Raw genomic sequence first — 23,786 nt, 5'->3', positions numbered from 1 at the left:
AGGGTCGGTAACCGATGACTCAGGCGAAGAAGGGCGGGCTAGGCCGCGGACTTGCCGCGTTGATTCCGACGGGGCCGACGGCCACACCGGGACTCGGTGCCGCACCTGGACTCGGCAGCGCCGCAGCCAATGTCGTCATCGGCATCGATCCGATCGGACCGCAACCGGCTTCCGCCTTCCTGCACCGGGTCCCCGACCCCAGCGATGAGCAGCTGTCGGATGGCGGTGCGTCCTATCGCGAGATTCCGCCGGAGCAGATCGAACCGAATCCCAAGCAGCCGCGCCACGTCTTCGAGGAAGAGGCGCTCGCCGAGCTGGTGCACTCCATCAAGGAATTCGGCCTGATGCAGCCCATCGTGGTGCGTCGGCTGGAGCCGGGGGTGGACAAGTATCAGATCGTCATGGGTGAGCGTCGTTGGCGCGCTTGCCAAGAGGCCGGGCTCGCGGCGATTCCAGCCATTGTCCGCGAGACCGCGGACGACGCGATGCTGCGGGACGCGCTCCTGGAGAACATCCATCGGGTACAGCTGAACCCGCTCGAAGAGGCGGCGGCCTATCAGCAGCTGCTCGAGGAATTCGATGTCACCCATGAGGAATTGGCCACCCGAATCGGTCGATCCCGACCGGTGGTGACGAATATGATTCGCCTGTTGAAACTGCCGATTCCGGTGCAGCGCCGGGTCGCGGCCGGCGTACTGTCCGCCGGACACGCTCGGGCGCTGCTCGGTCTCGAGGCAGGCGCCGACTCCCAAGAGGTACTCGCCGCCCGCATCGTTGCCGAGGGATTGTCGGTCCGGGCCACCGAGGAAGCCGTCACCCTGGCGAACCGGGATCCGGATATGGCCGCTCCCCCTGCCCCCCGGCGCAAGCCGATTCATATGCCGGGTCTGCAGGATGTGGCCGAGCGACTGTCGGAATCCTTCGACACTCGCGTCACCGTGAGCCTCGGCAAGCGGAAGGGCAAGATCGTCGTCGAATTCGGTTCGGTCGAAGACCTCGAACGCATCGTAGGCATGATGGAGCAGCAGCAGCTCGGCAAGTGACAGAAGTGGCAAAAATAGCCGTGTGTTTCCGGTAGGCACGTATTCGGCGTCGAAACGTCACTGTGACGGCGCAGAAAATCGGCCTACGGAGGGGCTCCTTACCAACAGCACAGCGACGTGGAATGAGGCGGGTTCGCTTTGATCGCATATTCTTGCTGGCGAGTGAATGCAGCGTGAGTGTGGATGAATCGGATAGCTGGAGGCTGAGCAGAGCGGTGTCGACCAGCGTCACAGCACTAACCCTGGGTGGACTCGACAGGCTACCCGCCCATGCGCGGCGTTGCGTGTTCTGGGAGATCGATCCGGCGGTGGCCGCGACCTCCCGTGAGTTCAGTGATCCGGTCTTCGAGAAGGAGGCCTGGCTGTCCACGGTCATGCTGGAGTGGGGTTCGTGCGGTCAGGTCGCGAACGTGGACGGCAACATAGCGGGGTGTGCGCTGTACTCGCCGCCGAGCGCCGTACCGCGTGCCGGCCTGTTCCCCACATCGCCGGTTAGCCCGGATGCGGTCCTGCTGACCACGCTGCGGGCCGAATTCCCGTATCAGGACGCCGACATAGCCCACCGCCTCATGACGGCCGTGGTGGCCGATCTGGTGCGTCGTGGTGTACGCGCGTTGGAGGCATTCGGGATTCGCACCGAGCCCCCGGCCACCGCGATGTCGGATCGTTCGCTCGGATCGATGCGGTTGATGGAGCGGATCGGTTCACCGGTCCGGGATGCGGCCTCGGCCGGTAAGGCGACCGGATGTTCGCCGGAGACCTGCATGATCGAGGCGGACTTCCTGGAGGACGTCGGTTTCGAAGTGGTGGCGCCGCACCACCGCTTCCCCCGGCTGCGCTTGGAACTCGACTCCGATCACGGTTGGAAGGAAGATGTGGAGCGCGCGCTCGATCAGCTGCTCGCCGCCGCCTCCCTGACGGTCCCCTTCCGCGTCGGAGCCCCCTGAGACTCCGCATTCGGCAACAGTGCGCCCCTGCCGCCGGTCGGCAGGGGCGCACTTGTATCGGAAGTATTTTTGTTGTTCGTAATCTAGTGAGCCAGAAGGTAATTCACTACATCCGGTCGGCTGCGGCCAATTCCTCCGCCAGCAATTCGGCGAAAGTGTATGTGCCTGTTGGCTGATCGTCCTGGCCGAGCAGATAAAGCCGCTTCACCGAAATGAGGATGGCCTCGGCGATCACATCGCGCATCCGCGGGTTGGTGAGTACCGTCGCATCGTATTCGTTTGTGAGATAACCGATATCGACCTGGACGGTCGGCATCTTGGTGAGCCGCAATAGATCCCAGGTGCGCGCGTGAGTTCGGCAGTCCTGCAATGAGGTTCGAGCGACCACCTCACGCTGGATGAAGCCGGCGAGTACCTGGCCGATCATCGATACCGAGCCGTGCGAATTGCCGAAGTGGAAGCCCGCGACACCGTTGGCGGACGGGCTCGGATTGGTCGCGCAGCGTAGCGAGATCATGAGATCGGCGTCGAAGGCATTGGAGGTATCCGCGCGCTCGGCGTCGGTCGGATTGGCGCCCCACGGCCGCGACAGGAAGGTTTCCATGCCGGTGGCGGCCATTCGGCCCTCCAGCCTGCTGGCCAGATCCCAGAGGATCTCCGACTCGTAGACATCGCCGTATTCGGTCGGCACCGCGAAGCCCTTGTCCGGGCCCCCGAGGCCCGGATCGATGACGATCCGCTTCCCGGTCAACTGCGGCCCGGCCCGGTGCACGACCTCTTCCTCGGCGATCCGATGCGGATTGCCGCCGGTGACGCGTGCGCCGAGCAGCTCGAGCGAGCGCAGCGTATCCGGACCGCAGATACCGTCGGCCGCCAAGCCGATCTCCCGCTGGAATGCGGTGAGCGCCTCATGGGTGTGCGGGCCGAAGTAGCCGTCGACACGGTGCACGTAGAAACCGAGGTCCTGTAGCCGGCGCTGCAGGGTTGCCACATCGTCGCCGTAGAGCGGCGCGGAGAGCTGGTAGATCAGTGTGCGGGCACCCAGGCGATAGGAGGCTTCCTTGAGCGCGCGGTAGGTAGCCGGTCCGACGACCCCGTCGACCAGCAGTCCGCGATGCTGTTGGAAGGCGCGAACCGCCGAGTCGAGCTGGCGATCGAAGGAAGCGTCGGTGTCCATCCAGTACTCTCGCGCATCAGCGTGTCCTGTTGCGGCGGAGTGCGTATGCAGAAACCCGAGACTTGCCAGGGTGCTCCGAACCTCGGCGACGGCTGGACCGGTATCGCCGTGACGAAGTCGGTGCATGCGTGAGAGCCCTTTCCTTCCGTCAACCCGGGTACCCACTCATGCGATGGCTCACACCCTCGCACGACCGGAGGTCGGTCGATTGTCTCAGACCCGGACCGGAATACGACAATTCCCGGCGTCCAGGCATCCTACGGCGCGTCGTCGATCGACGGCGTTCTTTGACGAATACGTCAGATGATGCCGTCGAGTTCACGCAGCAGGGCGGCTTTGCCCTTCGCGCCGACGATCTGCTTGACCGGCTTGCCACCGGAGAACAGCATCATAGTTGGCAGCGAGAGGATCTGATAATCGCGGGCGACGCCCGGATTGGCATCCACATCCAGCTTGGCCACGGTCAGCTTATCCGCGTGCGCGCCCGCGATCTCCTCCAGCACCGGGGCGACCATTTTGCACGGACCGCACCAGTCGGCCCAGAAATCGACGAGTACCGGCTTCTCACTGAGCAGCACATCGTCGGCGAAGGACGCATCGGTCACGGTGACCGTGTTCTCGGACATGGGGTATCTCCTTGTAGTGCAAAAAGTGATGAGATCAGTTGGCGGGCACGGCAACTGAGTTGCCGGCGTGATCCAGGGTGTTCGAGGTGATGTCACCCTGGTCGGCCAGCCAGCGCTCGGCGTCGATCGCGGCGCGGCAGCCGGTCCCCGCGGCCGTGATGGCCTGGCGGTAAGTGTGGTCGACCAGATCGCCCGCGGCGAAGACACCGGGCACCTCGGTAGCGGTCGACGGATGCAGCACCTGCACGTAGCCCTCGTCGTCCAGCTCCACCTGATCCTTGACCAGCTCGCTGCGCGGGTCGTGACCGATCGCCACGAACAGGCCGGTCGCGGCCAGTTCGGAGGTCTCGCCGGTGCGGGTATCGCGCAGTGTCAGGCTGGTCACGCTGGTATCGCCGTTGACCGCGGTGACCTCGGCGTTGAGCACGAACTTGATCTTCTCGTTGGCCTTGGCGCGCTCCAGCATGATGCGCGAGGCGCGGAATTCCTCACGGCGGTGCACGATGGTCACGGTGCTGGCGAACTTGGTGAGGAAGGTCGCTTCCTCCATCGCCGAGTCGCCACCGCCGACCACGACGATGTCTTGGCCCTTGAAGAAGAAGCCGTCGCAGGTAGCGCAGGCGCTGACACCGCGGCCGAGCAGCTTCTGCTCACCGGGGACGTTCAGATAGCGCGCGGCTGAGCCCATGGCGAGGATTACGGCATAGGCCTGGTACGTCTCATCGCCGACGGTGACCGTCTTGATCGGGCCGGTCAGGTCGATGGCGTCCACATCCTCGGTCCGGATATCGGCGCCGAACCGCTTGGCCTGTTCGCGCATCTCCTCCATCAGATCCGGACCCATGATGCCGGCGCGGAAGCCGGGGAAGTTTTCGACCTCGGTGGTGGTCATCAGTGCGCCGCCGAACTGGGTGCCCTCGAACAGCAGGGGCTGGAGTTCGGCGCGGGCTGCGTAGACGGCGGCGGTATAGCCGGCGGGTCCGGAGCCGACGATGATCAAGTCGCGAACTGCGTTGCTCATGCCTCCGCCTCGCTGGCGCTCGGCTCCACCATGACCAACAGGTTGGCTGTGTTGATTGTTCGCTCGCTGCGCTCGCTCACGGGTGACCCTTCCGAGGGAGATTCATTAGACGTGTCGGTCAACAACAGGGTAAACGGTGTTGTTCCCGACGTGATGTGGGACAACCGCACGACGTGACGTCGCCCACTCGTCAACCGATGTCGGTGCGAGCCAACTGTTGCGGATCGTCGGTGCCGCAACCGATTCCGACGACCAGTGCGGTGATCTTGTGCGGACGTGGGCCGGCGAGCAGTATCAGCACGGCGTCCCTGCCCTGGAAGGTGGTGTCGGTCGAACCGAGGACGGTGCGGTCCAGGCCGTTGGCGTGGACGCAGCGGTTCAGGGCCGCCGCGGTGCCGAGTGCGCCGGTGACGTCATTGCGACCTAGGGCGCTCAGTGCGATGGTGGCGTCGAGTTCGTCACCGAGTTGGACGTTGCTGGTGGTCGGTTGGGCGCTCGGGGCCACCTCGTGCCCACGCAATGCGTCCGCCGCGACCGCGACGCAGGCCACGACCGCGATCACAGCGGCCGCGGCGGCGAGCCAGCGGAGTGCGCGTGTGCCGCGTCGCGTCAGCGGGATGGCAACCTCGCGCCCGGAATCCTTTGCGTCATCGGCGGATTCGGGCCACACCGCAACCGAAGATTCCGGCCGTGTGGTGGCCGAGGGCAGCCGATGGACGGTTGCGACCTGCTCGGTGGGCTCCTCCGCCACATCGAGGCCTTCGACGAACTCCTCCAGCCGGGCCGCGATATCGGCGGGCATGGCGTGGATGACGCGCTCGTCCCGGCCTAGTGCGCGCAATTCGGCGCTGACATCGTCGAGCGAGTTCAGGAACCGTAGGGCGTCCGGATCATTGCGGACCACCGGCCACAGCTGCTCGCTCAGCTCCGGCGCCACATTGTCGGCGTGTAGATCCGCTAGCAGTTCGGGTGAGAACGGAGGCTGCGGATCGGATCGGGTCGCCATCGCACCTCCGGATTCTCGAGTAGATGCCCGCCCGCACGTCGCGGGCGGCGCTGCCTGTACATCGTCTTGTTGTCCGTCACTATTAATGACGCATCTCGACTACTTCCGGTTCCCCGGATCACGCAGAAATTCCAAACGTTCTTGGAGCCGCTGTCGGCCGCGTGCGCATCGGCTCTTGATAGTGCCCTCCGGAACGCCGAGCAGTGCCGCGGTTTCCGCGACACTACGCCCCTCCAGCTCCACCGCGACTAGCGCCGCCCGCTGCTCCTCCGGCAGCGTGAACAGCGCACGATCGATGACGAGTGACATTTCCAGTTCGGCGATATTGTCGCGGGTGTCCTTGGGTTCCGGCATGGTCTCCGGCGACAGCGATACCGCGCGACGGGTCTTATTGCGCCGGATCCGGTCCAGGCAGGCGTTCACCACGATGGCGTGCAGCCAGCTGCGCACCTCGGCCTCGGCGCGGAAGGTGGCAGCGGTGCGGTGTGCCGAGAGCAGAGCGTCCTGCAGCGAATCCGCCGCGTCCTCGCGGGTATAGGAGGTGCGCAGGGCGGTCTGCCAGAGGTGGTCGTTGTGGCGGCGCAGCAGTTCGGCGAAGGCATGCCGCTGACCGCGCACGTGGGCTTGCAGCAGTTCGACATCGGTGAGCTCGTCGGGGACGAACGAACGCTCGCGGAACGCAACGGGCCGCGACTTTCCCCCGTGGGAATCCTCGTTCAGTTCGGACGGCAAAACCAACCCCTTGGACAGCTCTCACGGCGATGACGGACACGAGCGACCATCATCGAAATTTCGCAGCATCCAGGATCGAACAACCAGAACCCGGGGAGCTCCCCCTGAGTGAGAGCGCGGCTAGATCATATCGTCAGTAAAGAATTGGCAGCAACCAGACCAGTCGGGGCCGAATTGTGCGGTGCGCCCGGGGAAATCGACACCGGCGGGCGGAGCGAGCGAAGTCCAGCGACGGCACGGGGCGGACACGTGCGGCGAGGGCAGAGCTGAGCGGCGCTTACGGCGCGGCGTCGAAGCGCAGGTCGGCGATCGAGGTCTGGAACTGGCCACCGGAGTTGCCGAGTCCGGTGATCCATACGAGCACATAGCGGGCCGCCTGATCGCTGCGGACCGGGATTTCGGTGATGCCGTTCTCTAGTCGCGCCGAGCCGATCAGCTGGGTCTGGTCCAGCGTGGGCGAGGCCGTCGGGGAGGTGCGGATCTCGACCGCGGTGCCCGCACTCGGTGATTCGATCGAGACGCTCGTCAGCTTGGCCGGACTCGGCAGGGTGGCCAGCAGCCCGACGCCCTTCTTGAGCGCCGGGAACTGCTGGAAGTACTGATCGGTGCGCCAGACGGTGCCCGGATCGTGATCGAGCACCGCACCGGTTCCGCTGACATTGTCCGGTGTGCCCTCCGGGGAGAACACCGACACACTCGTCACCGGAACCGGCACCCCGCCCGCGGCCGTCCCCGTCGTACCACCGGAGGTGGGCGCGGGCGCGGGTGAACTGTTCGTGGTGAGGCCGATATTGCGCTGCTCGTTGAGCGGTGCGTCCGAGGCGGTCGGCGCGAAGACGCTGACCATCCACCAGATGATGATGCCGACCACGAGTGCGGCCAGAATGCCGAGCCCGACCATGATCCACATCATCCGCTGCGAGCGTTCCCGTTCCGCCGCAAGCAATTCCGGATCGGCCAGCGATTCCTCGGCGCCGGTCGGCGGACGCTGACCGAGGCGGAGTACCGGGATGAAATCGGTCTTCTGATCGACCACCGAGGCCTGTTCGAGCACATGCTGCACGGTCGCGGCGGTGCGCACGCCCTTATTCGATTCCAGCGAACGGACCGCGACCGCCGAGATCTCGAACGGCACCTCGGGCCGGATCTGCCGCGGTTCGACGGGGGTGCCGTCGGAACCGAAATCGGCCAGCCGCAAACCGCCAACCGTCGCTGCCGTGCCGGTCATGCCACCGGCACGGATCGGCCAGCGTGCGGTGATCAGGGCGTAGAGCATGGCGCCGAGGCCGCGCACATCGGATTGCGCGTCGGAATCGGACAGCGTGCCCGGGAACGCGAGCACCGCATCACCGGTGGCACTGATCCGGACCCGGTCCGGATGGTCGATGGACAGCGAGCCGCCGCCGCGATGAGCCAGTTCGGCGGCCGAGGCCAAAGCCCGGATGGCACGGGCGGCACCGATCGGCGACGGCACCGTCTCGGCCATTTCGCGCAGCGAACGGCCCGGAGTCCATTCGGCCACCACGATGCCGCCGGAGCTGCCACGCACCACGTCGAGCACGCGAGCCAGGCCCGGCGAGTTGATCCGGCCCAGGCGCAGCGTGCGCGACAGGATGGCCTGCGGACCGTCGTGACCGGAGTTGTCGGTCGCCTTCTGATCGGCGTCGACGAAGGTGAGCGCGACCTCGCGGTCGAGCTTGATATCGAGCGCCTGCCAGAACTTGAGTCCGCGGGATCCACCGTGACTCGCGAGCAGCCGGTAGCGGCCGCCCGCTACGGAAGCGCCCGGAATCAGCTTGGGGCCGCGCGGCGTTCTTCGACCCGCGTCCTCCATCGGCGGTAGCTGCGGCGGGATCGGGATCATCCCGGTGTCGTACATCGGATCGCGCTGCGGGGCCTCCCGCGGTTGCTCACCGGATCCGGCCGCCGAATCGTGCTCCGGCGGACCGTTATCGGCACCCTGACTCGCGTATGCGGGATCAGAGGTCTCCCCGGTGGGCGGAACATCTGTGGAGAGCCCGCCTGCCTTGGTCGCAGCAGATTCGGCGGCTGGGACGCCGCCCAGCGCCGCGTCGTCGCTCACCCTCGTTCCTCCTTCGCCCTGATATGTCGAAGTTCCGGCGAACTCGCCACTTGTGCTTCTCTGCCGAACAGGGTACGGGAACTCACCCATACCGGTGCTGTCAACGGTATGAGCTCGGATCACGGGTAGCACCATGGTTTGGGCATCCATGTACGGGTCGAAACCAGGGTATGCCACATACGGCTCGGGCCGCCGGAATACCTGTGTCGCGTACTCGTCCTCGACCGGACCCTCGAGATCGAGATCGGGGGCGGGCGGGGTGAAGCCGAGGCGCCGGGAGACGGCGACGGTGATCGCAACGATCTCCGGGATACCGGCCAGGCGCATCAGCCCGAAGGCGACCGCGAACATCACGATGGCCGATACGATCACCCGGATCAGCGAGCCGGGTCCGCCGGAGAGGCGGTCGAGTCCGAGCACCTTGTCGACGATGAGCATGACCGCGCCACCCGCGATCGAGGACAGCAGTACGCGGGTAACCGTGCGTCCGACATTGACCATGCGCAGATCGCCGAGGCTCTGGTGCAGCAGATAGCCGCCGATGACGGCGCCGGCCAGGAAGCCGAGTCCGGTCGCGACACCAAGGATTTTCACGACCTGACCGCTGTCGCTCGCCAGCGCGGGCGCGAGTGCCGAGAACAGGATCTTGATCGTCGTGATGGCGAGGATGATCCAGGTCGGCGTCCACGCCTGCTCCCTCGCGTAGAAGACGCGCAGATGGATGAGCACCAGGGAGTACGGAATCAGCGTGAAGGCCGACCAGCTCACCGCCTCGCCGAGGCGCGCGGCGTCGCCGGTGAATCGCGCATAGCCGAACAGCGCCTCGCCGACCTGCGGGCCGGCCAGCGTCAGGAAGGTGACCACCGGAACGAGGGCGATCATCGTCAAACGGGTCGCGACGGACAGATCGTCCACGACGGCGGGAGTGTCATCGGCGGCCGCGTTGCGGCTCAGCCGCGGCATGATCGCGGTGAGCAGTGTGACACCGAGTACGCCGTAGGGCAGCTGGAGCAGCAGCCAGGCATTGGTATAGATCGCCGGGCCTGCCTCATCGGCCGTCGAGGCGATGTGGTTCGAGACGATCAGACCGATCTGGCTGATCACCACGTACAGGATGATGGCCGAACCCATCTTGCCGAACTGCCTGAGTCGCGCGTCGATACCCCACAGCGGCCGGAGATCGATCTGATTGCGCTTGATCGCGGGCAGCAGGCTCAGCGCCTGGGTGGCCACACCGAGGGTGATGCCGCCGCCGAGAACCAGCAGTTTCGGATCGCTCATCCGGACCGGATCCAGGGTGATCTCGCCCGGCGTCAGGGCGTAGAGACCGAGCACGACCAGCACGACGAGGTTGTTCAATACCGGCGCCCAGGCCCCGGGTTTGAAGTTCTGGCGGGTATTCAGGATTGCCGTCAACAGCGCCGACATGCCGTAGAACAGGATGGCCGGCACCAATAGATAGGTCAGCGCCGTGGTCAGTTCCGTATTGACCTTGCCGTCCGAGGAGACGAAGACCCGGGTCGCCAGCAACGGCGTCGCCGCCGCGGCGAAGAGCGTGGCCGCGGCGAGCACCGCGAAGGCGGCGGTGACCAGCCTGCGGACGAATGCGACGCCCCCGTCGTCGTCCTCCTGTTCGGCTCGCACCAGCGTCGGCACCACCATCGCGGTCAAGACCGCGCCGAGGACGAGCTCGGTGATCATGTTCGGGATCAGGTTGGCCGAGGTGTAGGCACTCGCGACGGCCGGGCCGAGCGCGGTCAGCAGCAACAGCTGTTTGCCGAAGCCGGTGACGCGGCTGATCAGGGTGGCGATCGCGATCGATCCGGAGTCACGCAGCAGACGCGAGCTCGCGTTCTGTTTGGTTTCGGTGGCGACCGGGCCCGATGCGGGTGCGGCGGGCCATTCCTGGGTCCGTGGCCTGGCCGCTTCCCTGGGAGCGGGACGTTGCGGCTGCTCCACCGGTTGCCGCCGTTCGACAGGCTGCTGGCGATCGATCGGTCGCTGTTGTTCGATCGGCGGCTGCCGCGTCGCCGGGGGCTGTGGCGGCGGTGTCTGATAGCTCGGTCGCGGCGCCTGGTAGTTCGGCGGCGGCGCGAAACGCTGGGGCGGGACCCGAGGAGGTGCGCCCGGCGGTCCCGGTACCGGTTGACCGGGCGGCATCTGTTGACCGGGCGGCATCGGACGCGGCCGACCCGGACCGGGCTGCTGTGGCGGCGCCGGGTATTGCCGCTGCCCCGGATGTGACTGCTGCCCCGGATGCGGCCGGGGTTCGGGGTATTGCTGCGGTTCCGGATATTGCGGAGGACGGGGTACCGGCCGCTGCTGCGGCCGGGGTTGCCTGGGCAATGCGCCGGAGGGCGGTGCCATCGGTCCGGTCGGTGGCTGCGAGACACGGGGTGTCGGGCGCGGCGGCGGCACCGGGCGCTGCGGCTGACCCGGACGACTCACCTGCGGGACGTGCGGCGAACCGCCGAAACGCTCATCGGGAGTCATCTCGGCGTCCTCCGGTTCTGCCGGTGGCTGCGCCAGTTGCCGTTCCCAGGGTGCCGAAGGCGCCCGGCGGGCCTGGGGTCCGTCGGGCCGATCAACAGGTGGTTGCCGATGAGCGGATAGATCATCGTCGCTCATCGTGCCTCCTGCGCCATGCCATCCCCCGCCGACGGGCCGATGACGCCCAGGGTGTTACGCGATTGTCCTCCACGATGCCATGAGTAGTGCGGGGGTCGGTACCGATCAGAGGTTTCGACGGCAGCCGAGCACGAGCGAGGTGTCCTCGTCCTCATCCCGCCTCCTGCTGCTCCTGCTGCTGTAATACGCGCCTGCGCGCCCGTCGGTACCTGTTCACCCGGCGTCGGGTGCCCGGATCGAAACCCTCGTCGGCCGGATCCGGCTGTCCGCGGAACCGACGCCACAACCGGCGCCCGGCCAACAGAAACAGCAGTATTCCGGCACACGCCGTAATTATTGCCAAGGTCTGACCGTAAGCGTTCGAACGCACCGAGACCGAGGTGGGATTGCCGAGTGGGACGCCGTCGGACGTGGTAAGGGAGATCGGAATGACCAGATTACGGCTATCGGTGACCTCGGTCGGGATCTGGAACGACCGGCTTCCGGTGGGCGGCAGCGTCTCCTCGCCGGGATCGGTGATCTTCGTCTCCGTCGGCGCCTCGATCCGGAACCGGACCCGGATGGCGACCGGCAGATCGTTTCGTGCGACCAATAGCAATGGGCTCTGTTCGGAGGCCAAGGTGTACACCCCGCCGGGCGGCAGCACGGTGACCGAACCGTAGAGCCGGTCCAGTGTGCGTGTCGTCTGGTCGAGTCGGCGCTGGGCATAGGTGTCCGGCTGTGCGGAATCGCCGGAGCGCCGGTCCGAGAGGGTCAGGACGCGCAGCAGATCGTCGCGCAGCGGGGTCAGATATTGGTTCGGCGTCGGCTCGTTCTCGGGCACCTCGACGAGCGAACGCATGAGATCGGTGATCCGGCGGCCCTGGTCGCGGATCGGGAGCATGAAGCGGTCCGGAACCGCATCATGGGCCGCCTGCGGCAGATAGTCGGGTTCGTGGGGCTGCGCGTCGGGCGATTCGGCGACCAGCTCGGCGAGCGTGCGCGTGGTCGCGAGGTTGTTGTGCAGCAGCAGGTCGACCTGCTTCAGGATCGCGGTGGCCTCGTCCCGGTTCGCGCTCCACTGCTGCGGCGGCACCAGCAGCAGTGAGCGCGGGCGGCTCGGGTCCGGGTTCAGCGCGGACCAGGTGATGGCGCCGAGCGCATCCTGCAGGCGGGCCATCCGGGAGTCGTTGGTGACGTCGTAGCGGACGCGTGCGGGCGTGAACGACGGGGTGGGCGGGTTGGAGCCGACGGCTGCGAGGGCGGTCGCGGACCAGATATCGAAGGTCGCCGCGTGCAATGCCGGATCGGCGGGCGGGGCCTGGGTGCCGGAGGGGGCAGCACTCGTCGTCGGGGCGGATGTGCTCGAGGCGGATGTGCTCGGTGTCGCGCTGGTCTGCGGTTCCGGTGTCGACTCCGGCGTGACCGGCATCGGGGCGATCTCGGCGAGCCGGACCACATCCGGCGTGCTCGTCTCCGGAAGCGGCTGACTCGAGGTGGTCTGGTTGGTGGTGCTCTGATTGCCCGCGCCGCCGCGTCCGGTGGTGATCGGCTGCGAATCCGTCGAGGTACCGGCGGTGCCGAGCGGGACGGCGGCGTTATCGGCGAGTACGGCGGTCCCGAAACCGTGGCCGCGCAACAACATTCCCGCGCTCTCATCGATACTGCCGGAATCCGGCACGCTGACACCGCGCACCGATTTGGTGGCCAGGATCGAATCGACGATATCGGCGGGGTCGTTCAATGCTCGTGTGGACAGTTCGGGATCGTCGACCGCGGCCAGTGCCGTGATATCGACCTGCGCGAACGGCAGCGCGACCGTACAGGTCGATGCGGCGACCGCGCGCAACCGGTCCAGCCAGGTCTGGGCCTGATCGGCGCCGGTGCCCGCCCTGGTCGCACCGTCCGGATCGGAAGGGCTGGCCAGCACGCGATAACCCTTGGTCATCACCTGCGCGGTGATCAGCAGATCGGGATCGATCGCGATGCAGACCGCCGAGTTCAGCGTGCGATCGCGACTGGTCGGGTTGGTGCCAAGCACCGATTCCAAGGCTCCGAGCAATTGGTCCAGACGCCCGCCCTTGCCCAGCGATGCGGCCAGTTCGTCATCGGTGAGCTCGGCCTTCCCATTGAGCGGGCCGGTGACACCGGCGACCAGCCGAGGGCGGTCGGCCAGCGGCCACAGCAGTGTCGTCGCCACCGGCGTATCGGGCGCGGCGGGCACCGGCGAGCTGATATCGACCGCAGGCGGTACGCCCAGCACCGGGAGCAGGAACCGTGCGTCGTCGAGGCGGGCCTGGGTGCCGTAGGCCGGTTCCCCGTTGACATTCAGCAGCAGCGGATAAACGCCGGGCTTGGTGATATCGAGCGCGGCCGTACCGCCACCGGAGCGCAACGCGATGCTGATCGTGAACTGTTTGCGTTGGCCGGGACTCAAGCGGTCGGCGACATCTTCGAACGGACCGGTCACGTCGTAGTTGACCTGGTCCAAGCGCAGGGTCGAGCGCAGCGCGCTCGGTGCCGACACCGCGGCGGCGCGTTGGATGCGGACACTGATGTCCTCCACCACCCGATCGCCGATATTGGTGACGGTGCCCGCGACCGTCAGTGTCGGATCGCTGGTGGTCGTCACCGCGGACGGATTCACCGAATCCAGGGTCAGCTTCAGGAATTTCGGCGACGACGAACTATTCGGCGTCGCCGGCTGGGCGGCGGCGGGCTGGGCGAGCAATACCGGAACCGCCGTCGCCGAGCCGAGAATGGTCAGGACCGCCGCGATGATCCGGAACAGGTCCACCCGTCGCCCGACCACCATCCCCCACGGAATCGCTGCGCGATGCCGGAAAGTCTGGGTCATCTCTTGCCGGTCTCCATCCGGTCGATCATCCGGTTCGCCACTTCGGCGAGGCGCCGTTCATCGGCATAGGCGAGCCGAGAATCCAATTCGCCCAACGGAACCCACGCCACCTGCGTGACCTCGACGTCGGCATCGGACAGCTCACCACCGATGGAGCGCAGCAGATAATGATGCACGGTCTTGTGTACCCGGCGACCCTCGGTGACGAACCAGTAATCGATGCTGCCGAGTTCGGCGACCACTATCCCATTGATTCCGGTCTCCTCGGCGACCTCCCGGATCGCGGTCTGCTCGGGTGTCTCCCCCTCTTCGATATGTCCCTTGGGCAGCGACCACAGCAGTCTGCCACGTCGATCGGTCCGCCCGATGAGCGCCGCACTGCGTTTATCGCTCGGGCCGTCCAACCCGTCGACGACGAGTCCACCCGCCGAGGTTTCCCGTACCGTGCGCATGCGCGGTTTCGCCGCGTTGGCGGCCGAACCGCGGCGCCGGGGCTGGCGGCGTCGACTGTTCGCGCGATCGGCCGGAGACACCACGCAATCCTACTGTGCTGAATTGCCGCGCCTTCGGCGCGGCGTGTTGGCGGCCCCCTTCTGTCTCGCGTCCGAGCCGTCGAGACTCGCGACTACGTCGCATGCGCTTCGACGACTCGGCTGTGCTCGATGGACGCGAGACGGGCCGCCAACGGTCGCTCGTAAGACTCGCTCTGTCGGGGTTGCGTTGGGAGCCGAGGTCGCGACCTGAGTGTTTGTATCCGAGAGCGGTGCTGGATGTTCGAATTCGGACTGAATCTCGGCACCTCCACCCCCACGCATGTGCTCGGCCTTATATATCTGTACGCGCTGCGGAGGTCGCGCTGGAATATCGGTTGTGCGGGCTCGGTAAGCTGCTACTTCGTGGTTTCGCCCAAGTCCGAGGATGCAGCGTTGGATCGACGTACCCGATTGCTGGCCGCGGCCGCGGTCACGCTGGGACGGTTGTCCGATGTGTTGACGCCGTTGGGCGAGTTGTTCGCCGCGCGGGGGTATGAGTTGTACCTGGTCGGGGGCAGTGTGCGCGATGCGGTGCTCGGACGGTTGGGGACGGATCTGGATTTCACCACCGATGCCAGACCCGAGCAGGTGCAGGAGTTGTTGCGCGGGTGGGCCGATCATCTGTGGGATACCGGCGGGTTGGCGTTCGGCACCGTGAGTGCGTCGAAGGCCGATCAGCAGTTGGAGATCACCACCTTCCGTAGCGATACCTATGACCGGGTGTCGCGCAATCCCGAGGTCACCTTCGGCGATTCGCTCGAGGGCGACCTGGTGCGACGCGATTTCACCGTCAACGCGATGGCGGTGAAGATCGGGGCCGACGGGTCGCTGGAGTTCGTCGATCCGCTCGGCGGGATGGACGCGCTGCTCACCGGAGTGCTGGATACGCCTGCGGCGCCGGAGGATTCGTTCAACGACGATCCGTTGCGCATGCTGCGGGCGGCGCGTTTCGTCGCGCAGCTCGGCTTCGAACTGGAGCCGCGGGTGCGGGTCGCGATCGTCGCGATGGCGGGTGAGATCGAGCGGATCACCGCGGAGCGGGTGCGCACCGAACTGGATAAGCTCATCGCCTCCGCGCATCCGATCGACGGCATCAATGTCATGTGCGAGACGGGCTTGGCCCAGCTGGTGCTGCCCGAGGTGCCCGCGATGAAGCTGGAGATCGACGAGCACCACCAGCACAAGGATGTCTACTGGCATTCGCTGACCGTGTTGCAGCAGGCCATCGACCTGGAAGAGGGCGACCCGGATCTGGTGCTGCGCTGGGCCGCGCTGCTGCACGACATCGGCAAGCCCGATACCAAGCGCAATGAACCGGGCGGCGGTGTCAGCTTCCATCACCATGAGGTGGTCGGCGCGAAGATGGTGCGCAAGCGGATGCGCGCGCTCAAGTACCCCAAGCAGTTCACCGAGGACGTGGCGCGACTGGTGTTCCTGCACTTGCGTTTTCACGGCTACGGCAAAGGACAGTGGACCGATTCAGCGGTGCGCCGGTACGTCACCGACGCCGATGACCTGCTACCTCGGCTGCACAAACTGGTCCGCGCCGACTGCACCACTCGCAATAAGCGTCGTGCCGCCGCGCTGCGTGCCACCTATGACGAGCTGGAGACGCGGATCGCCAGACTGCAGGAGCAGGAGGATCTGGATCGGGTGCGTCCGGACCTGGACGGTAACGCGATCATGGAACTGCTCGGCATTCCCGCGGGTCCGGAGGTCGGCAAGGCCTGGCGGTTCCTGAAGGAGTTGCGCCTGGATCGTGGACCGCTCACCAGGGACGAGGCCGAGGCCGCGCTGCTGGAATGGTGGAAAGCCCAGGTCTGAGCGGGACCTCGCTGGTCGATCAGAAAATGATCAGCGTGGTGCCCGCCACGATGGCCGAGCGGATCTGCGCCAGATCGAACGATCCGGTGATCCCCGGCAGCTCCACCCGGAACCGGACCAGATCACCCTCGCGGGTGGCGTGCACGATGCGCGCGTCGTTCGGTAGCCGATCCAGCAGGATCGCCGGCGCGGTCACCAGCTTCCGCGGGATCCGGATGCCCAGCCAGTTCGCCCGGTGAATATCGACGGTCAGCAGGTTGTCGCGCACCTGCGCCTCCACCAACGCGCTGATCCGGCGTTTGCGATGCTTCGCCCGGATCAATCCGCTCGCGTCGACTTCGAGTTTCCAATCGGGCTGCTGGGTATCGAGCCAGCCTACGAGCGCCTCGGCGGTGACGGTCCCGTTCAGATCCAGCTGCTGCACCCGCGCCTTCGTCGGCACGCCGGGCACCAGCCGGACGCCGTGCGCGATCACGGTGACCTGCTCGATCGGGTGATCGTCCCAGCGCAGCCGGGACAGCACCGTCTTGGTCTGGAAATGCGCGCCGCGTCTGCGCACCTTGAGCACCTGCAGGGTCGCGTGCAGATCGTGGCCGAGCAGGGTGGCGGTGACCTCCTGGCCGCCGAACCGGCTGAGAATGCCCTCGCTGAGCACGGTCATCAGCACGTCCGGCATGAGCGCGGTCACAGTGCCCGCGCCGAAGTCGGCCAATGGATCCACCCAGGCGGTCGTGTAGGCGAGCCATTGTTCGAGCAGTGATTGATCGAAGAGGCGTTTACCCATGTCGACGGCCCGCATCGGTGACCATGACGTCGGATCGAAGTACGTGGCCATGATTGCTCCGAGCGTACTTGGCGGCGGCGCACCCGACCACGTTCGCGGCTGTGACGATGCGGGCAATTGTGCGTATCCACGGAATGACGCGCCTCGGCGTGCTCGCGGCTCTACGCGCTGATCGGCTAGCTGTACTGCGCGGCGGCCAAAGCGCGCATGCCATCGGCGCAGGACGGATAGCGCGGTGTCCAACCGAGCTCCGTCTTCGCTTTGGCATTGGACACTCGCATACTTGCCTGCGTCATGCGGTAGGCGTACGACATGGGCCGCATCATCCAGGCGGGTACGGTCAATGGCTTTGGTGTGCCGAAGGTTTCGGCTACCAGCTTGACGTATGCACCGAAGCCGAGCGGGGTGTCGTCCACGATGTTGTATGCGGCACCGGGCTTTCCGCCCTCGACGGCCAGCGCCACCGCCGCACCCGCATCGACCAGATCGACCCACGGCAGCACCCGTCCGTGATCGTTCACCGTCGGCAGCTGTCGCTTGCGCAGCATCTCGATAATGGTCTCTGTGCCGCCCGCGCCATAGAACATGCCGTAGCGCAATGAGATCCCTTCGATTCCATCGGCATTCAGCGTCAGCTCTTCCTTGACCCGCATGCCTTCGAGGTGGGGTTCCACCGCTTTGTCGCCGGTCGAGGCGAAGGGGTCGTCCTCGGTGAACTGGTGATCGCCGAAATCGCCGTAGCCGTAACCGAGGACAACGGATTCGGCGATGATCCGCCGGGCGCCGACGACGCGTGCGGCCTCCAGCAGGTTGGCGGTGCCGGTGATCCGCAGCTCGTTGGTCGCGTACATATCCTTGTGCCGCATCGGCGCCTTGCGCAGAGCCGTCGCGGCATGCACGACGGTGTCGATCGTGCGGCCCTCGACCGCGCGCAGCAGCTGGTCGCGATTCATCAGATCGGCCTGGACATCGGCCCCGGCGCCGCGGGACAGCGAAATCACGGTGTAGCCGGACTGCCGGAGAGCGGTGGTGATGTGGCCGCCCAGCACTCCGCTCGCCCCGGCCAGCAATACGTTCTTGTTGTCGTTCATGACCATCAGACAGCTGACCTCCTTCCGACGTGACACAGTCGAATGTGAGCTACCTCACTCTCGAAAGCATGCCGGGCACGGCGTCGAACGTGATCAGTTCCCGTACCCGCCCCCGCCGGGCGTCTCGATGACCAGCACATCCCCGGGTTCGAGGTGGGCCGAATCCGCCCCGCTCAGGTCCTGCACCGTGCCATCGGCACGCTCGATCCGGTTTCGGCCGAGGGCGCCCGGCGCGCCGCCCGCCATGCCGTACGGCGGCACCCGGCGATGACTCGACAGCGTCGAGACCGTCACCGGCTCGGTGAATCGCAGCCGACGCACCGCACCGTCACCACCACGCCATCGACCGGTACCTCCGCTCCCCGCGCGTACCGAGAACTCCTCGAGCAGCACCGGCAGCCGCCACTCCAGCACCTCCGGATCGGTGAGCCGGGAGTTGGTCATATGGGTCTGGACCACCGGAGCGCCGTCGAAACCGTCGCCTGCACCCGATCCGGATCCGATCGTCTCGTAATACTGGCTGCGCTCATTGCCGAAGGTGATGTTGTTCATCGTGCCCGAGCCCTCGGCCTGCACCCCGAGCGCCGCGTACAGCGCGCCGGTAATCGCCTGGGAGGTCTCGACATTGCCCGCGACGACCGCGGCGGGTGGTTCGGGCGCGAGCATCGAACCGGGCGGCACGATGATCCGCAGTGGTCGCAGGCAGCCGTCGTTGAGTGGAATATCGTCGGCGACCAGCGTGCGGAAGACATACAGGACCGCCGCGTTCGCAACGGCATAGGGGGCGTTGAAGTTACCGTCGAGCTGCCCGGAGGTGCCACTGAAATCGATGGTGGCGCTGCGGTTTTCCCGATCCACCGTGATCCGAACGCGAATGGTCGCACCCAGGTCGGTCTCATAGGCGTATTCGCCGTCGTCGAGCGCATCGATGACGCGCCGCACCGATTCCTCCGCATTGTCCTGCACATGCCGCATATACGCCTCGACGACATCGAGCCCGAAGTGCTCGATCATCTTCCGGACTTCTTCGACGCCCTTGGCATTCGCGGCGATCTGGGCGCGCAGATCGGCGAGGTTGGTGGCCGGATTGCGGGACGGGTACGGCGCTTCGGTGAGCAAGCGCAGCGTCTCGTCCTCGCGGAACCGGCCGTCCTCGACGAGCAGCCAGTTGTCGAAGATGACGCCCTCTTCCTCGATGCGACGGCTGTTCGCAGGCATCGAACCGGGCGCGATACCGCCGATTTCGGCGTGATGGCCGCGGGATGCGACATAGAAGAGGATCTCGGCGCCCGCGGTGTCGAATACCGGCGTGATCACCGTGACATCGGGCAGATGGGTGCCGCCGTGGTAAGGATCGTTGACGGCGTAGGTGTCACCGGGGCGCATGCCCGCGGCCTGCCTGCGCCGGATGACCTCCTTGACGCTGGTCCCCATCGATCCGAGATGGACCGGAATATGCGGCGCATTGGCGACGAGATTGCCGTCGGGATCGAAGAGCGCACACGAGAAGTCCAGGCGCTCTTTGATATTGACCGACTGCGCGGTCGACTCCAGCCGCGCGCCCATCTGCTCGGCGATGGACATGAACAGATTGTTGAAGACCTCCAGCAGCACGGGATCCGCTTCGGTACCCGCCTCTGGTCCGGCCACCGCTTCGACCCGTTCCATGATCAGATGTCCGATGTCGTTCACCACGGCCTGCCAACCGTCGTCGACGACCGTGGTGGAGTTGGCCTCGGTGATGATCGCGGGCCCGCGCACCGCTTTCGTCGGCACCAATTCCGCGCGCCGGTAAAGGAATACCTCGCGCAGCACGCCACCGGTATGCAGTCGCACCGACTCCGGCTCGCCTGATGGCGCGCGCGGCCCGGCCAGGTCGGCGAGATCGGGTGGTTCGGTGAGCCCGGTCGCCTCGACCGAAAGCGCCTCGATCACGATCGGGCGGTCCAGCACGAAGGAGTAGGTGCTGCGGTGTCGTTCGACGAAATCCGTTGCCATCTCCGCCGGTTCGGTGAGTTCGACGGTGAGTGTGGTGTCGGTGCCGTCGTAGCGCAGCTGGGCGCGCCGCACGACACGCACTCGGTGCACGGGCACGTCCTCACCGAGTAGTTCGGCGCGAGCGATGGCCTCCAGATCATCGGCGATCTCGCCGACATGGTCCATCGACTCCTCGTGCAGCGGCAACTCCACCGAACGCTCGCGCATGGCGGTGGTATCGGCGAGACCGATACCGAGGGCCGAGAGCACACCGGCCATGGGCGGCACCACAACGGTGCGAATACCGAGGGAATCGGCCACCTTGCAGGCGAGCTGGCCGCCCGCGCCGCCGAAGGTGGTCAGCGCGTACCGGGTCACATCGTGGCCCTTCTGCACCGAGATCCGTTTGATGGCGGCGGCGATATTGGCGACCGCGATTTCGAGATAGCCCTCGGCGACCTGTTCCGGTGTGCGATCGTCACCGGTGCTCGCCGCGATTTCGGCGGCCAGTTCCGCGAATCGGTTGCGTACCAGCGCATCATCGAGCGGCGCATTGCCGTCCGGTCCGAAAACCCTTGGAAAATGTGCCGATTGGATGCGGCCGAGCATCACGTTGGCATCGGTGACCGTCAGCGGTCCGCCGCCGCGATAACAGGCCGGTCCGGGTGCCGCGCCCGCGGAATCGGGTCCGACACGGTAGCGGCTGCCGTCGAAATGCAGGATCGAACCGCCACCCGCCGCGACGGTATGGATATCGAGCATCGGCGCGCGCAACCGGACACCGGCGATCTGCGTGATGAACACCCGCTCGTACTCGCCCGCGAAATGCGATACGTCCGTGGAGGTTCCACCCATATCGAAGCCGATGACGCGGTCGAATCCGGCGAGTTCGGACATCCGCACCATACCGACGATGCCGCCCGCTGGACCGGACAGGACGGCGTCCTTACCGCGGAACTGTCCGGCCTCGGTGAGTCCGCCATTGGACTGCATGAACATCAGCCGTACACCGGTGAGCTGGTCGGCGACCTGCTGGACGTAGCGGCGCAGCACCGGTGAGAGATAGGCGTCCACCACCGTGGTGTCCCCGCGCGGCACCAGCTTCATCAGCGGGCTCACCTCGCTGGACAGCGAGATCTGCGGAAATCCGATCTCGCGGGCGACCCGGCCGATCGCCTTTTCGTGTTCGGGATATAGATGCGAATGCATGCAGACGACGGCGACGGCGCGGATACCGCTGTCGTACAACGGCTTCAGTTCGGCCGCAAGTGCGTCGAGATTCGGCGAGGTCAGCACCGTGCCATCCGCCGTGACGCGCTCGTCCACCTCGATCACGTCCTCGTGCAACAACTCCGGCAGCACGATCTCTCGCGCGAAGATCTGCGGCCGATTCTGATAGGCGATGCGCAGTGCGTCGCGGAAGCCGCGCGTAATTACCAGCACGGTGCGTTCGCCTTTGCGCTCGAGCAGTGCGTTGGTCGCGACCGTCGTGCCCATCCGGACGGCATCGATATCGGCGGTGCCGCCCGCGTCGGCGAGGATTTCGCGAATGCCTGCCACCGCGGAGTCGGCATAGCGCGCAGGGTTCTCCGAGAGCAGCTTGTGCGTGACGAGCTTGCCGTCGGGTCGACGGGCCACCACATCGGTAAATGTGCCGCCCCGATCGATCCAGAACTGCCAGCCCGGTGTCTCGCTCGTCACCGGCGCCGCCCGTGCGGAGTACGTATGCGCTGGTCGATCACATGCGCACCATACCGAATCGGCGCCGGCGCGGATCCGAGCGCGCTCAGTGCGGCGGATCGAGCTTCGCGTGCATGAGATACACGTTGTAGCTATCCCACGCCGAGATGGTGAAGTACAGATCCTCGCTCGTCGACCACGGATGGATGAAGCCGCCGTAGGCCTTCGGGTAGTCGTCGGTGGAGACCAGTTGGACACCGTCGGTCCAGACGCCCTGCGGGCTCGCCGCGGTGCGCATCACGATCGCACCGCGCGCCGAATCCAGATAGACCATCTGCCACTGTTCGGTGTCCTTGTCGAAGCGCACCGACAGCTCGCTTGCCATACCGAGAACCAAAGGCGTGGCCTGATTTTCGGCCGCAGGTGCCCAGGTTCCACCCACCCAGTACTGGTAGGCCGATTTGTTCAGCACCTCGGTCCTCGGCACCCTGGCCAGGCCGATCACGCCGACCCGGCCGTTGGGCGTGCCGAACATATAGACGTAATTGCCCTGCGGGACCATGGCCGCCACCTGGAACCGGCCGAGCCCGAAGAAGTTGTCCCACCGGGCATGCTGATCCTTGACCCAGGTGCGGCCGTTGTCGTCGGAGTACGCGAGCCCGCCGTAATTGGTCGACCACATGCCGGGGATGCGGCTCCAGTGGTTCACCGACATATAGCTCATGAACTGGCGCTGCCCGATCGCGAACCCGGAGGTCGGGATGGTGGTCGTCTCCCAGTTCTTGATCTTGCGGCTGGACAGCAGTTCGGTTGCGTGACAACGGCTGTCCTGCACCATGGTGTCGATGCTGAGTCCGTCGGCGAGATCGTGGTCGGTGCTGTAGCCGAGTACATTGCTGCGCCAGTCGGGTCCGCCCACGCCGCCACTGGTCCAGCCGTCGCCGAAGGTGTCGCCGAAGGCCACGGCGACCTCGCCCGGTTTGGTCTCCCACGTGATGCCGAGGTCGGTGCCGTCGACCTGCCAGCGCATATCGGTGCGGTTGGCTGACCCGTGCCCGGTCACCTGACCGACCAGGTCAACCGACTCGACCAGCGGCGGGGCGATGGCGGCTGTCAGTGGTCCGGGTTCGGCCGGGTGCACGATCGGCGGTGGTGCGGGTTGCGGTTCGATTCCGTCGGGGCCGGGCACCGGGATCGGAATGGGTTCGATCTCCGGGCGGAACTCTATGCGCGGCAGGCGGATCGAGCCGGAACCCGAAGTCGAACCGGAGCTCGAGCCGGATCCGGAACCGGAGCTGGACCCGGTGTCGGGTGCGCCTTCGGGTTCCGGATCGGTGGCGGGGTCCGACGGCTTCGGTGTATCCCGAATGTCTGGGCACGGATTGCGGCACGGGTCGGCGGGCAGCGGTTCCGGATCGATCCGGGTGTTGTCCGGCGGCGGATCAGGGACCGGAACCGGCGTGATCTCGGGAACCGGTACCGGGATATCGATCTGCGGGGGCAGGGGAGGCAGCGGCGGAGGCGGCGGTGCGTTCGGGTCCGGCGCCCGGTTCAACGGGTCGAATCCGATCTCGCCACAACTGTTCACCGGCGGCGGCGCCCACGGATGCTGTGCGGCCTGCGCGACGGGCGTCGGTACGGTCAGCGCTCCGGCGAGCAGCACGCCCAGGATTACGGGCGCACAGGGATAATTGGCCGACGACGCGAACACACGCGCACTGCTCGGCCGAAATCCCATCCGTTGTTGACTCCCTGTCGGTTCGGGTCGATGGGAGATCAACTTACCCGACCGAATCGC

Annotated in this window: 15 protein-coding genes; 3 read left to right on the top strand and 12 right to left on the bottom strand. The window is 66.3% G+C overall.

Going from position 1 to position 23,786, the window contains the following annotated elements:
- Positions 1 to 14: 14 nt before the first annotated feature.
- Entirely contained in the window at positions 15 to 1,043 is a 1,029-nt protein-coding gene (locus ON44_RS33285) for a ParB/RepB/Spo0J family partition protein (RefSeq protein WP_040697783.1), read from the top strand.
- A 215-nt stretch (positions 1,044 to 1,258) separates the two neighbouring features.
- A complete protein-coding gene (locus ON44_RS33280; RefSeq protein WP_040697780.1) occupies positions 1,259 to 1,990 on the top strand; it encodes a hypothetical protein in 732 nt (243 codons plus the stop codon).
- A 106-nt stretch (positions 1,991 to 2,096) separates the two neighbouring features.
- Here ON44_RS33280 and ON44_RS33275 read toward each other — a convergent pair whose 3' ends face one another.
- The 8 genes from ON44_RS33275 to ON44_RS33240 form a co-directional block, all read right to left on the bottom strand.
- Complete coding sequence (locus ON44_RS33275; protein WP_040697778.1) at positions 2,097 to 3,293, bottom strand: N-acetylmuramoyl-L-alanine amidase; 1,197 nt, start codon at positions 3,291 to 3,293, stop codon at positions 2,097 to 2,099.
- A 173-nt stretch (positions 3,294 to 3,466) separates the two neighbouring features.
- Positions 3,467 to 3,793, bottom strand: a complete 327-nt coding sequence (trxA, locus tag ON44_RS33270) for a thioredoxin (protein WP_040697776.1) — start codon at positions 3,791 to 3,793, stop codon at positions 3,467 to 3,469.
- Positions 3,794 to 3,827: 34 nt separating this feature from the next.
- Positions 3,828 to 4,814 carry a thioredoxin-disulfide reductase gene (trxB, locus tag ON44_RS33265; RefSeq protein WP_040697774.1) on the bottom strand — a complete coding sequence of 329 codons (987 nt, stop codon included), beginning with the start codon at positions 4,812 to 4,814 and terminating at the stop codon, positions 3,828 to 3,830.
- A gap of 190 nt (positions 4,815 to 5,004) precedes the next feature.
- The gene (locus tag ON44_RS33260; RefSeq protein ID WP_040697770.1) at positions 5,005 to 5,820 is read right to left on the bottom strand and encodes an RsmA family anti-sigma factor; all 816 of its coding nucleotides are present in this window, start codon (positions 5,818 to 5,820) and stop codon (positions 5,005 to 5,007) included.
- 99 nt (positions 5,821 to 5,919) lie between these two features.
- Positions 5,920 to 6,453, bottom strand: a complete 534-nt coding sequence (gene sigM / locus ON44_RS33255; protein WP_040697856.1) for an RNA polymerase sigma factor SigM — start codon at positions 6,451 to 6,453, stop codon at positions 5,920 to 5,922.
- Between the two features lie 376 nt (positions 6,454 to 6,829).
- Complete coding sequence (locus ON44_RS33250; RefSeq protein ID WP_245567436.1) at positions 6,830 to 11,263, bottom strand: murein biosynthesis integral membrane protein MurJ; 4,434 nt, start codon at positions 11,261 to 11,263, stop codon at positions 6,830 to 6,832.
- 151 nt (positions 11,264 to 11,414) lie between these two features.
- Positions 11,415 to 14,099 carry a DUF6049 family protein gene (locus ON44_RS33245; protein ID WP_245567435.1) on the bottom strand — a complete coding sequence of 895 codons (2,685 nt, stop codon included), beginning with the start codon at positions 14,097 to 14,099 and terminating at the stop codon, positions 11,415 to 11,417.
- A complete protein-coding gene (locus tag ON44_RS33240; RefSeq protein ID WP_040697769.1) occupies positions 14,096 to 14,632 on the bottom strand; it encodes an NUDIX hydrolase in 537 nt (178 codons plus the stop codon). Before ON44_RS33240 ends, ON44_RS33245 begins: the two co-directional genes overlap by 4 nt.
- 237 nt (positions 14,633 to 14,869) lie before the next feature.
- Here ON44_RS33240 and ON44_RS33235 point away from each other — a divergent pair, with 237 nt between their 5' ends.
- Complete coding sequence (locus ON44_RS33235; RefSeq protein WP_444543897.1) at positions 14,870 to 16,456, top strand: CCA tRNA nucleotidyltransferase; 1,587 nt, start codon at positions 14,870 to 14,872, stop codon at positions 16,454 to 16,456.
- 19 nt (positions 16,457 to 16,475) lie between these two features.
- Here the strand turns inward: ON44_RS33235 and ON44_RS33230 are convergent, their stop codons facing one another.
- The 4 genes from ON44_RS33230 to ON44_RS33215 form a co-directional block, all read right to left on the bottom strand.
- Complete coding sequence (locus tag ON44_RS33230) at positions 16,476 to 17,291, bottom strand: hypothetical protein (RefSeq protein WP_040697767.1); 816 nt, start codon at positions 17,289 to 17,291, stop codon at positions 16,476 to 16,478.
- A 125-nt stretch (positions 17,292 to 17,416) separates the two neighbouring features.
- Positions 17,417 to 18,337, bottom strand: coding sequence for an NAD-dependent epimerase/dehydratase family protein (locus ON44_RS33225; RefSeq protein ID WP_040697765.1), 921 nt, complete (start codon positions 18,335 to 18,337; stop codon positions 17,417 to 17,419).
- An 87-nt stretch (positions 18,338 to 18,424) separates the two neighbouring features.
- A complete protein-coding gene (locus ON44_RS33220) occupies positions 18,425 to 22,009 on the bottom strand; it encodes a hydantoinase B/oxoprolinase family protein (RefSeq protein WP_040697847.1) in 3,585 nt (1,194 codons plus the stop codon).
- A gap of 85 nt (positions 22,010 to 22,094) precedes the next feature.
- Positions 22,095 to 23,726, bottom strand: coding sequence for a glycoside hydrolase family 183 protein (locus tag ON44_RS33215; RefSeq protein ID WP_040697762.1), 1,632 nt, complete (start codon positions 23,724 to 23,726; stop codon positions 22,095 to 22,097).
- Positions 23,727 to 23,786: the final 60 nt, after the last annotated feature.

Source organism: Nocardia vinacea NBRC 16497 (assembly GCF_000308835.1).
Lineage (GTDB): Bacteria > Actinomycetota > Actinomycetes > Mycobacteriales > Mycobacteriaceae > Nocardia > Nocardia vinacea.
This window is presented reverse-complemented; position numbering and strand designations above follow the sequence as displayed.